This window comes from Streptomyces sp. SAS_270 (assembly GCF_052543295.1).
In genome coordinates this window covers 100,783-112,431 of the sequence record NZ_JBMNDS010000019.1, presented here as the reverse complement: position 1 = coordinate 112,431, position 11,649 = coordinate 100,783, and the positions used below count along the sequence as shown (strand labels likewise).

Below are 11,649 nucleotides of genomic sequence, written 5' to 3'. Positions count from 1 at the left end.
CGCTGCCCCTGTGAGAAACAGTAGCGGCACGGTCGCTCTCTGTGTCGAGAAGCGTCAGGCGCGAAACACCTCGATTCCTCCCGCCGCCTACCGCTCGTTCACTTCGCCGACGAAGGCCGCGCCGTCTTCGAGCCGTGCCCGCACGCTGTCGTCCCCGGACCAGGACACGACGATCCCGTCCGGCCCGTCCGTGCGCACGGACACCAGGTCCGCGAGGGGCCGGGGGTCCGGCTCCGCGGTGAGCCGGGCGAGCGCGACGAACAGGGTGGGGCCGTCCCCCGTGGTGCCTGTCAGGCCGGCGGGGCCCTCCAACAGGCCGACGGCGGGCAGGAGTTCGGCTTGGGCGTCCTCGTGCGGCGCCCAGCCGGTGATCCGTACCGGCGTCCCGGGCGCCGCGCCTGTCACCAGGTGCGCCCGCACCTCCGCCGCTCCGCGGGCGAGGACGAGGCTGGTCACCCGGGCGTCACCGCCCGTCGTATGGCGGGACGCCACCCAGTCGTCGCCCGCGCCGAGCGGTTCGATGTCCGTGCGGCTCGGATCCTCGTCCACGATCACACTGTTGTCGTACGACGTGGAGGGCGCGGTCACGGTCGAGTACGCGAGCCGTGTGTAGTACGGGTCGTAGCGGACGTCCTCGCTGCCGTGGTTGTGCAGGCGGACCAGGCCGTCCGAAGCGGTGGACTGGAGAAGCCAGTTGGGCGGGCGGACGGGGGTGACCGCGTCGGCGCGGTCCGTCGGGCCGGGCTGTTCGGGGGCCGTCCAGGCCTCGTGGTCGGGGGGCAGCAGCAGCCCGACGAAGGCCTTGCTCGCCCAGTACGGGGACGCGGGGCCCGAATAGCCCTGCAGGACGGCTTCCTCGGGGCCGTGCCAGCCGAGGGTGAGCAGGCCCCGGTCGTCGACGGCGTCCCGGTCGAGGAAGTGACGCAGGGCGCCGGAGGCCAGCCTGCGGGTCTCGCCGGGCGACAGGGGCGTGCGGCCGGTGAGGGCGCCCAGCCACAGCGGGGCGGTGGTCGCGAAGCGGTAGGTGAGGGAGCGGCCCTGGCGCATCGGGGCTCCGTCGGCGCCGAACAGGCGGGCGTAGTCGGCGAGATGGGTCTCCAGGCGGCCGCCGTAGAGGTCCAGCAGGCGGGGGTCGTCCTCCAGCCACGCGTGCAGCACCGGGTAGAGGTGCATGGCCCAGCCGTTGTAGTAGTCGAAGGCCCGGCCGCGGCCGTCGGTGTACCAGCCGTCGCCGACGTACCACTGCTCGATGCGGTCCAGGCCCCGGTCGATCGCCGCGCCGGCGGCCTCCGGCTCGTAGCCGATCTCCCGCAGGAAGCCGCCCACCGTAACGGGGAACAACTCCCAGTTGCAGGCCCAGGGTTCGGCCGTCAGGGCGTCCGCGAGCCACTGCGCGGCCCGCTCGCGGACGGGGGCGTCCAGGCGGTCCCAGAGCAGCGGGCGGGTCAGCCGCAGTGCGAGGGCGATGGACGCCGCCTCGACGAGCGGCTGGCTGCGGTCGGCGATGCGCGGCCAGACGCCCGCGGTTCCGGCGGCGAGGCCGTCCGCGTAGCGCTCCAGGGCCTTCTCGTCGCGCCGGAAGGCGGCCAGGAGCAGGGTGCGGGCGTACCCTTCGAGGCCGTCGGAGAGCTTCCCGGACCAGCTCGTGCGGTCGCCGGGGAGGTGGTAGAGCGCGCCGTCCGCCGTGGCGTACGGCGCGACCGCGGCCAGCAGGGAGTCCGCGGCCGACTCCCAGTGGGCGCGCGTGTAGCCGGTGTACGGGCTGAGTGTGCGGTCGTCCGACGGCAGGGGGAAGGGGAAGGGCACGGGAGCTTTCCAGTCTCGATCAGAGGGCGGCCGCCCCGGGACGGGCGTCGGGCCCGTCGACGGTCGGGCCTGGCGTCGGGCCCGTGCCCGGTGGACAGGCACAGGCCTGGGGCGCCCCGGTTCCGGTCGGGACGCCCCAGGGTCTCATCCCACCCTCACCAAGCCCTCCGGCACCAGATGCCGGGCGACCAATTCGTCGCGCACCAGCTCCGCGTACACCGTGGCACCGTGCACCGAGGTGTGGGTGTTGTCCCTTTTTTCGTTGTACAGGTAGATCGCTTTGGAGCCTTCGACGCCCAGAGACTCGACGAGGGCCTTGGTCCTGGCGGTCAGGTCGATCAGCGGGACGTTCTCGGCCGCCGCGACCGAGCGGATGACCGCCGGGTGATCCACGCCGAGGCCGTTCACCAGCAGCGCGGTGTTGTTGTTCAAGGTACCGTCCGCGTTGAACCAGCGTCGGACGATCGGTGTGACCAGAACGGGTTCCCCGCCCTCGGCTCGTACACCTGCCACGAGGGTTTCCAGGTTCGCACGGTAGGTCGGCTCGTCGGTGGTCTTGTCGTTGTGGGCGAGCTGGATGAGGACGAGGTCGCCCTTGCGGATCAGCGGCTTGACGGTCGCGAAGAGCGCCGGGTTGTCGAGGTAGGTGACCGTACTCTCCCCGGAGTCCGCGTAGTTGGCCACGGACAGGCCCTTGCGGAGGTACTGGGGCAGCTCCTGGCCCCAGCCGGTGTAGGGCTCGCCGGGCTGGTCGCAGACCGTGGAGTCGCCGACCAGGAAGATCTGCCGGGTGTGCGGGCGGGCGGGGGTCACGCGGATGCCGGCCAGCGCGGGCGCCGAGCCGCCGATCACCAGGTCCAGGCCCGGTGTGCCGTCGGCTCCGGTCGGTTCGCCCTCGGGGGTGCGGACGTTCACGGTGAAGCTGCGGGCCGCGTACTCGCCGGCCGCCGTGGCTGTCTCGGGGAGGAGGGCGCGGCGCGTCTCGCCGCTGATGCCGGTGGCGGCGGCACTGTCGCCGCCGAGGAGCACCTTCACGTCGTACGTGCCGGGGGCGACGTCGAAGTGGCAGGTGACCGGCGCGGTCGTCGTGCAGTTCTCCGGACCGAGAACGGGCCCGCGGCCCCCATGGGCCTGCGCCGGGGTGACCGCGAGTGCGGTCGCGGCGGTCAGCGCCGCCAGCACGGCGACGGGGACTCGGTTGAAACGTCTCACTGCGGCTCCTCCGACAGGACGACAGGACCTGGCGGCTGGACGGTACCGCTCCGGACAAGCGCTTTCTAGTACTCGGCTCAATTTCACACGATCGCCAACTCCAAGCATGCGAAAGCCCTTTCGCGAAATCGATTCAACTGTCACTCTGCGAGACACCCGCACACCCCCCACACCCTCCCGAAGGAGGCACCCCCATGTCCGGATCCGCCCGCAGAACGGTCCGCCGCCGCACCTTCGTCCTCGGCGCAACGGCCGCCGCAGGATCGGCCGCCCTCGCCGGCCCGCTCGCCCCCACGGCGACCGCGGCGACCTTCGGCTACGCGGACGACGGTGCGAACTACGTGATCGACACCGGCGCCAACCTCGTGTTCAAGGTCAGCAAGACCAACGGCGACCTGACCTCGCTCGTCTACCGGGGCACGGAGTACCAGGGCTACGGCGGCAAGAACTCGCACATCGAGTCGGGCCTCGGCACCTCCACCGTGACCGTCAAGCAGTCCGGTTCGACGATTCTGGTCTCCGTCGCGTACGGCACGCTGAAGCACTACTACGCGGCCCGCAGCGGCGAGAACAACGTCTATCTGTGGACCAACAAGGCCGACACCTCGGTCAGTGCGACCCGTTACATCGTGCGGGTCAAGGCGGGCCTCTTCCTCAACGACGAGCCCGATTCGTACACCTACGCACCCACCACCATCGAGGCCGCGGACGTCTTCGCGAAGTCCGACGGCCAGACCCGCTCCAAGCACTACTCCAAGCTCCGCGTCGCCGACTACGACTACATCGGCTGGAAGACGGGCAGCGTCGGCCTGTGGATGGTGCGCAGCAACCACGAGAAGGCGTCCGGCGGCCCGTTCTACCGCTCGCTGCTGCGTCACCAGAGCGCGGACGGCGGCGGCCTGTACGAGATCCTTTACTACGGCGAGAACCAGACCGAGTCGCAGCGGTTCGGGCTCCAGGGGCCCTACGTCATCGCCTTCACGGACGGCGGCGCGCCCTCCTCGTCGCTGTTCCACGGCAGCCTGACCACCTCCTGGGCGGACTCGCTCGGCATCTCCGGGTACGTCGCCTCGGGCGGCCGGGGCAAGGTCGCGGGCGTCGGGATCTCGGGGCGCGACACGGCGTACGCGTACACGGTCGGGATCGCCAACTCGGCTGCCCAGTACTGGGCTTCGGCGCGCTCGTCGGACGGCTGGTTCTCGATCGCGGGCGTGCTGCCGGGGACGTACACTCTCACCGTCTTCAAGGGTGAACTCGCCGTCCACACCATGTCGGTGACGGTCACCGCGGGTGGGACGACCACGCTGAACACGATCGCGATCCCGTCCTCGAACGATCCGAGCAACGCGAGCGCGATCTGGCGGATCGGCAACTGGGACGGTACGCCGAGCGGGTTCAAGAACGCGGACCTGATGACCTACGCGCATCCGTCCGACCCGCGGGCCGCCGCCTGGACGGGCAACGTGGTGATCGGCAGCGGCAGCGAGACGTCCGCGTTCCCGGCGTACATCTGGAAGGACGTCAACAGCGGTCTGCTGGTCTACTTCAAGCTGACGGCGGCCCAGGCGGCGGCCGCGCACACGCTGCGGATCGGGGTGACGACGGCATACGCGAACGGGCGGCCGCAGGTCGTCGTCAACGACGCCTGGACGTCGCCGATCCCCTCGCCGCCCACCCAGCCGAGCACACGGTCGCTGACCGTCGGCTCCTACCGGGGCAACAACTACACGTTCACGTACAGCGTTCCGGCCAGTGCCTGGCTCACGGACACCAGCCAGTACAACGTGCTGAAGATCAACGTGGTGAGCGGTTCGGGGACGACGTCCTATCTCAGCGCCGGGACAGCCATCGACGCGCTGGACCTGCTGACCTGACGGCGGCAACCTCCGGGCGCCGGGCGGCGACTCCTGTGCATGACTGAGCCGAACCCGCACTCCGCAGAGCAGCACCGGCATCGTCTCTCCCGCACCCGGCGCCGTACCCTCGCGTTCGCCACCGGCACCGCGGCGGCCCTCGGGCTCGTCGCGGTGTCGCTGGTGCCCAAGGCGCAGGCGGCGACCGTGATCACGGTCGCCAAGGACGGTTCCGGGAGATACACGACCGTGCAGGCCGCGATCGACGCGGCGTCCGCGGGCGACACGATCTCCATCGGGAAGGGCACCTACACGGAGATCGTCAAGGTGCCGACGAGCAGGTCGGGGCTGACGATCAAGGGCGCCACCGGCAACGCCGAGGACGTCGTCATCACCTATGACAGGGCCGCCGGGTACACGGATGGGAGCGGCAACAAGTACGGCACGCTGGGCAGTTCGGTGGCGACCTTCTCGGCGAACAACCTCACCGTCACCGGGATCACGGTCCAGAACACCTTCTCCAAGGCCGCACATCCGGAGATCACCGACACCCAGGCGGTCGCCGTCACCACACAGGGCGACCGGCAGAAGTTCACGAACGACCGTTTCATCAGCCGCCAGGACACGGTGCTCAACTGGGCGCCGTCCGCCACCGGCCAGTACCGGCAGTACTTCTCCTCCTCCTTCGTCTCCGGCGACGTCGACTTCATCTTCGGCAACGCCACCGCCGTCTACGACCGCGTCAACATCCAGCTGCGCAATTCGGGCGCGGCGGCGGGCGGGCTGAACGGCTTCCTGGCCGCGCCCAACACCAACTCGGCGAAGACGTACGGGATCCTGATCACCGGTAGCACGATCTCCAGCTCGGCCGCGGCCAACTCGTACTATCTGGGCCGTCCTTGGCATCCCACGTCGGATGCCGTGGGGCAACTGGTGATCAGGAACAGCGCGTTGCCCGCCGCCGTGAAGACCGCGGGACCCTGGACCGACATGAGCGGCTACTCATGGAAGAACGCCCGTTTCTTCGAGTACAGGAACACGGGCGCCGGTGCCGCGGTGAACTCCAACCGCCCGCAGCTCACCGACTCCCAGGCCGCGAGCTACACGGCCCAGAAGTACCTGGCGGGCACGGACGGTTGGAATCCCGTCGGCTGACGTCACGTCATGAGGCGCGCGTCCACTGCTGGTTGGTGCCTCCGTTGCAGGTGTACGTGATCAGGGTGGCGGAGTTGGCGGTGGACGCGCCGTTCACGTCCAGGCACTCGCCGCTCGCGCGGGACTTCAGCAGCACGTAGCTGCCCGACGTGGTGACCGACCACTGCTGGGCGGTCGCGGTGCTGCAGTTCTCCTGGGTGACGTTCGTGGCGTTCTCCGTCAGGCACAGGGAGCTGTGCCGGGTCATCAGCTCGTAGTAGCCGCTGCCGACGGACTTGAACCAGTACTTCTGGTTCGTCCCACCGTTGCAGGTGTACTGGGTGAGCGCCTTGCCCTGCCACAGCGACTGGTCGGGGACGTCGGCGCACTTGCCGGAGTGCCGGGCGGTCAGCGTCTGGTAGGTGGCGGCGACTGCGGTCACCGTCCCGGCGGTCGTGTCGACGGTGACCTCCGGGGACCAGCTCATGCTCAGACTGGTGGAGGTCGGGAAGGTGAGCGGCAGCCACACGTACCGCGAGTCGTTGACGGTCCCGCCGAAGGAGTTGCCCCAACGGTCGCCCATATAGAGGTACGAGGTGCCCGAGGTGCCCTGCACCGGAAGGACGTAGGCGGTCTGCGAGTTGAAGGCCGTCGAGTCGCCGACGTTCGTCATCGCGCTCCACGGCCCGGCGGGACTGGTGGCGGTCGCGTACTGCTGCTGGTTGGCGCTCCAGCCGGTGGCGCCCGAGGTCAGCATGAAGTACACGCCGCCCCGCTTGAAGAGCGCCGGTGCCTCGCGGTGGCCGCCGGGCCACGGGTTGGCGACCAGGCTCGCGATGCCCGTGTAGTCGGCGGTGAGCCTGTAGAGGTGCAGGTCGTAGTTCTCGTTGGCGGCCGATGCCATGTAGCCGGCACCGTCGGAGTCGACGAAGACGGTGATGTCGCGGGACATGGAGTCGCCGAGCGGCCGGAAGCTGCCCCGGTAGGTGTAGTTGCCGTCGACGGTGTCCGAGACGGCGACGGCCGCGCGGGCCTCGCTGTAGTCGGTCCCGTTCTCCTTGTGCATCCACATCACGAACTTGCCGGTGGACGCGTTGTACATGACCTTGGGACGCTCGATGTTGGCCGTCGCCAGTTCGCTCGCGCTGGACTGGCTCAGCACATGGTTGCGGAACTCCCAGTTCTTCAGGTCGGTGGAGCGGTAGGCGTCCACGTACTGGAAGGTGTTGTCGGCGTTGCGGTGCTCGCCGAACCAGTAGTAGTAGCTGCCGACCTTGATGACGCCGCCGCCGTGCGCGTGCACGGCGCTGCCGGAACTGTCCGTGAACTGGGTGCCGTTGGTGATGGTCTGGGCCGCGGCCTGCGCCGGCCCCGCGGTGGCAAGAGCGCCGACGAGCGCCAGACAGAGCGCGACGAGGACCGCGTGGACACGTCTCATCTCACACACTCTCCTTCAGAACGGTGAAGTGCCGGGCGGAGCCCGAGAGTCCGGGCAGGGTGCGGATCGGTGACCAGGTGCGCAGCCCGTCGAGGCTGTCGCTGTAGTAGTACTTCTTCTCCGCGTAGCCGTCGAAGTAGATCCGCCAACCGCCGTTGTCGAGACGCACCAGGGCGGGACCCTCACGCCAGTCGCCCCAGCCCGCCCAGTCGCCCGTGCCGGTGAGGGTGTAGGGCCCGGCGAGGCGGTCGGCGACCGCGTGCTCCAGGTACTTGGTCGTCTCCTGCTTGGTGATGGCGTGGTACTTGCCCCCGTGGCGGACGACGAAGGTGTCGATGTAGTTGGCGTTGTCGAGACCCGAAAGCGGCCTCGGAACCGACCAGTTGAGCAGCGAGGTGCCGCGCGCGGTGAGCAGGTGCGGCCGGAAGACCGAGTTGTTGGCGGTGTCGAGGGCGACGACGATGTTGACGCTGCCGTCCACCGGGTCGACGAACCACTCCGGTGCCCAGGTGCGCGCGAGGCCCGGCGTCGGCAGGGTGTGGTTCGCGACGAACTGCCAGCTCGTGCGGTCCTTGCTGCGCGCGAACCCGATCGTGTTCCCGGTCCAGTTGGTGGTGTAGACGATCCAGTAGTACCCGTCGGAGTGCTTGATGAGCGAGGGGTCGCGGATCAGCCCGGTCGGCGGGGTGTAGGCCGGTCCCTTCAGCAGGGAGTACGTCAGCGCGTCGGTGGACTCGTAGACGTACAGGTTGGACTCGCTGCTGTTGGTGAACGCCGTCATCGTGTAGCGGCTGGTGGCGGCGGGCGCCTTGACGGGGGTGTCGGCGACGGGGACGCCGAAGTCGGGGGTGCCGTCCTCGTGCCAGCCCAGCTTCTGGATACGGGTGTGCCGGTTGGGGTCGTTCAGCGGGTCGCCGACGATCTCCTTGTACTGGCGGGCGTGGTAGACGAGGACGTCGGTGCGGCCGTCCTCGGCGACCGTGAAGCAGTTGTGGCCCGGCCCGTACTGCTTCGTGGTGTCGTTGCTGGTGAAGACGGGGTTCGGCGACTTGGACCAGCCGGCCGGGTCCATGAGGTCGCTGTCGGCGTCGGCCGTGAGCAGGCCGAGGCAGTAGTGGTAGTCGGTGGCGCTCGCGGAGTACGACATGAAGACGCGTCCGCCCCGGGTGATGACCGAGGGGCCCTCGTTGACCTTGTAGCCGACGCACTCCCAGTCGAACTCCGGTGTGGTGAGCCGAACCTGAGGACCCGTCAGTGTCCAGGGGTTCGCCATCGCGGAGAGGAAGATGCCGGTGTTGTTGTCGAGGCCGGGCTCGTGCTGCGCCCAGGAGAGGTAGCGCGTGCCGTTGTGCTCGAAGGTCGTGGCGTCCAGGGAAAAGGTCTCCCAGGCCGTCTTGATCTGCCCCTTCTCCGTCCAGGTCCCCTTGAACGGATCGGCGTTCTCGTTCTCCAGGACCCAGATGCGGATGGCCCACACGTCGTTCGCGGGCGCGGAGGCGAAGTAGATGTACCACTTGCCGTCGATGTGGTGGATCTCCGGCGCCCAGATGTGCGCGCCCATGGCACCGCTCGAGTGCTTCTTCCAGATGACGGACTCGTCGGCCTTCGCCAGCCCGCGCAGGGTGCGGGAGCGGCGCAGGATGATCCGGTCGTACTCGGGGGCGGTGGCCGTGAAGTAGTACTGGCCGTCGGTGTGGCGGTGGATGTGGGGATCGGCGCGGTTGCGGACCAGCGGGCTCGGATAGGCGGCGGTGCGGGCCTCTGCCACGCCGGGGGCGGCGACGAGCGCGCCCGCGGCCAGTGCGGCACCCTTCAGCACCAGTCTCCGGCTGGGGACGTCGGGCAGGTCGTCAACGCGGCTCATGCTGAGGGCCTCTCGGGGTGGGGGACGAGGGGGCGAGGGGGGACGGCTCTCGAACGCGGCTGGTTCGATATGTCGCACGACATCTGTTATTCCGAACGCCGAAAAGGTAAGGGCGTGTTACGAGGAGGTCAACGGGTCCGACGGGACAAAAGAGGAAGCGAAAATTTCTGTTATCGGCGACGGTCCGCCCGCGTCTCCGATGCGTGCGCAGCCTCCCCCACACCACAGCAGCCGCCGCCGGAGCCATCGCCGCGGTGGCCCTGACGATCACCGCCCCCGCCACCGCCCGGGCGGCCGGGGCCCAGGACGTCACCGCGGCGGTCCGCGCCGACCAGGACGTCACGCTCACCGGCGACGCGGTCGTCACCGTGCCGGCCGGGACCACCACGTACGACGGAGTGATCCACGGCGAGGGCACCCTCAGCGTGCGCGGCACCGGCACGCTGGTCCTCACCAAGGACAGCGACTTCACGCTTCCGAAGTCCCGGCAGCGGCAGACCGTGCGGACCCAGGGCGGCAACCACCCGTACACGACAGTCACGAACCCCGATCCGCCCGCGATCACGGTCGAGCGCGGCGCGACCCTGCAGTACGGCACGGGCGGCGGCACCGGCCTGATCGGCCACTTCCCGTACAGCACCCCGGGCTATCGGCTCAATCAGCTCAACGTCCGGGTCGACGGCACCCTGCGCCTCTCCCTCACCCGCACCTTCAACATCGGCACCATCAGCGGCTCGGGCCTGGTCACCCAGCCGCGCAACATGTGGGGCACGCTCGACCTCGCCGGAACGCACCCGTTCTCGGGGGTGATCGACAACGGCACGGGCATGGCGGTCGGCCGCCCCGAGTACCCGGTGGCGCTCCCGAACACCCGCGCCGTCCTCAACCAGGGTTCCTGGATCATCGACACCCCGCTGTACCAGACGATCACCCTGCGCCAGGACTTCTACCAGCGCGAGTACGGCAGCGACGTCAACGTGCACACCCGGCCCGGCAGCAAGGTCGTGCTCACCGGCCAGTACAGCTACAGCGACCGGGGCGGCGACACGAACCCCTCGCTCAGCGACCCCGGCATCAACTGGCGTGCGATACCGCACCAGTTGAACAAGCGCGGCACCAACATCGAGGGTGCGAACATCCAGTGGGGCGACGGCACCACCCACAAGATCTTCATGCCGGGAACGGCCGACACCGTCTACATCAACCTCCATGAGGCAAGCGGCCGCCGCTCCCTGCTCACCTTCGCCTACAACGGCCCCGTCACGCTGGGCGCACCCATCGGCGGTGGCAGGTACCACGACACGCTCGCCGCGCCCGGCGCCGGTGACGTAGTGATCAAGGGGACGGCCGGCAACGACGTCACGTTCGCGGCGAAGCAGCACTACGACGGCTCCACGACCGTCGAGAAGGGGGCCGTGCTGCGGCTCGGCTCGGGCGCCCGCGGCGGCGACGGCTCGCTGATGACCGGCACGGCGCGCCGCCGCATCGTCGACAACGGCACGCTCGTCGTCCGCAACATGTCCACGCCCGTCTCGCTGTCCCGCATCAGCGGCAGCGGAGGCCTTGTGCAGTCGGGCGCCGCGACGACGACGCTCACCGGCACGGGCGTGACGTACACGGGGACGACGACCGTGAAGAAGGGCACGCTCGCGCTGGCCCCGGGCGCCTCGCTCGCCCGCAGCAAGGCGATCCGGCTCAGCTCGGCCGGAGCACGGCTGGACGTACGCGGGACGGGCCTGCGGGTGGCGACCTCGCTCACCGGCAAGGGCACGGTCCTGGGTGCGGTGACCAACGCCGGCGAGGTCGCGGGCGCGCCGACGGTGAACGGCTCCTACACACAGACCGCGAAGGGTGAACTCGTCCTGGGCGACCGGCCGTTGAAGGTGAGCGGCGCCGTCCGCCTCGCCGGGGGCCTGGACCTCTCCGCCGCCGGCGGCGCCCCGGCCCGCACGGTCACCGTCCTCGACCACACGGGCGACGCGAGGACCACCGGCACCTTCACCGGGCTGCGCGAGGGCGCCAAGGTCAAGCTCGCCGACACCACGTACCGCATCACCTACCGGGGCGGCGACGGCAACGACGTCGTCCTGACCGCCGCCACCGCCGCGAGCCCCTCGGCGACCACCCGCGCGAAGGCGGCGCCCGGGACGTCGGAGGTCGACACCCGCGCCGCGGGCGCCTCCGCCGCAGCCCAGGGCTTCGGCTGGTGGCCGTACGCGCTGGGGATCGGCCTGCTCGTCGGACTGCTGATCCCGGCGACCCGGCGGACGCGGGGCGGCGGACGGCGGCGCGGCGGGCGGCATGCGTCGCAGAGGTAACCAGGGATGCCGTTCTTGCCTCTC

General features: G+C 69.9%; 7 protein-coding genes and 1 pseudogene. 3 read left to right on the top strand and 5 right to left on the bottom strand.

Annotated features, from left to right (window positions below):
- Positions 1–87 precede the first annotated feature (87 nt).
- Positions 88–1,806: a DUF2264 domain-containing protein gene (locus ACN6LB_RS15930; protein WP_445026397.1), complete on the bottom strand. Its 1,719-nt coding sequence runs from the start codon at positions 1,804–1,806 to the stop codon at positions 88–90.
- Positions 1,807–1,950: 144 nt separating this feature from the next.
- Positions 1,951–3,018, bottom strand: a complete 1,068-nt coding sequence (locus tag ACN6LB_RS15925; RefSeq protein WP_356138961.1) for a rhamnogalacturonan acetylesterase — start codon at positions 3,016–3,018, stop codon at positions 1,951–1,953.
- A gap of 194 nt (positions 3,019–3,212) precedes the next feature.
- Between ACN6LB_RS15925 and ACN6LB_RS15920 the strand changes: the two genes are divergently transcribed.
- Positions 3,213–4,892, top strand: coding sequence for a rhamnogalacturonan lyase B N-terminal domain-containing protein (locus tag ACN6LB_RS15920; RefSeq protein ID WP_445026396.1), 1,680 nt, complete (start codon positions 3,213–3,215; stop codon positions 4,890–4,892).
- A gap of 39 nt (positions 4,893–4,931) precedes the next feature.
- A complete protein-coding gene (locus ACN6LB_RS15915) occupies positions 4,932–6,026 on the top strand; it encodes a pectinesterase family protein (RefSeq protein WP_445026395.1) in 1,095 nt (364 codons plus the stop codon).
- Positions 6,027–6,033: 7 nt separating this feature from the next.
- Here the strand turns inward: ACN6LB_RS15915 and ACN6LB_RS15910 are convergent, their stop codons facing one another.
- The 3 genes and pseudogenes from ACN6LB_RS15910 to ACN6LB_RS15900 form a co-directional block, all read right to left on the bottom strand.
- Positions 6,034–7,443 carry an RICIN domain-containing protein gene (locus ACN6LB_RS15910; protein ID WP_445026394.1) on the bottom strand — a complete coding sequence of 470 codons (1,410 nt, stop codon included), beginning with the start codon at positions 7,441–7,443 and terminating at the stop codon, positions 6,034–6,036.
- Position 7,444: 1 nt separating this feature from the next.
- Positions 7,445–8,224, bottom strand: a complete 780-nt coding sequence (locus tag ACN6LB_RS15905) for a glycoside hydrolase family 43 protein (protein ID WP_445026408.1) — start codon at positions 8,222–8,224, stop codon at positions 7,445–7,447.
- Between the two features lie 36 nt (positions 8,225–8,260).
- Positions 8,261–9,307: pseudogene (locus tag ACN6LB_RS15900) on the bottom strand (glycoside hydrolase family 43 protein); the annotation flags it as partial.
- Positions 9,308–9,510: 203 nt separating this feature from the next.
- On the opposite strand from ACN6LB_RS15900, the gene ACN6LB_RS15895 reads away from it, so the two are divergent.
- A complete protein-coding gene (locus ACN6LB_RS15895; RefSeq protein WP_445026393.1) occupies positions 9,511–11,625 on the top strand; it encodes an autotransporter in 2,115 nt (704 codons plus the stop codon).
- Positions 11,626–11,649: the final 24 nt, after the last annotated feature.

Bases quoted from the DNA above. Each gene is read 5' to 3' on its own strand.
- ACN6LB_RS15920 (WP_445026396.1), top strand. From the start codon at position 3,213: ATGTCCGGATCCGCCCGCAGAACGGTCCGCCGCCGCACCTTCGTCCTC.
- ACN6LB_RS15915 (WP_445026395.1), top strand. From the start codon at position 4,932: ATGACTGAGCCGAACCCGCACTCCGCAGAGCAGCACCGGCATCGTCTC.
- ACN6LB_RS15910 (WP_445026394.1), bottom strand. From the start codon at position 7,443: ATGAGACGTGTCCACGCGGTCCTCGTCGCGCTCTGTCTGGCGCTCGTC.
- ACN6LB_RS15905 (WP_445026408.1), bottom strand. From the start codon at position 8,224: ATGACGGCGTTCACCAACAGCAGCGAGTCCAACCTGTACGTCTACGAG.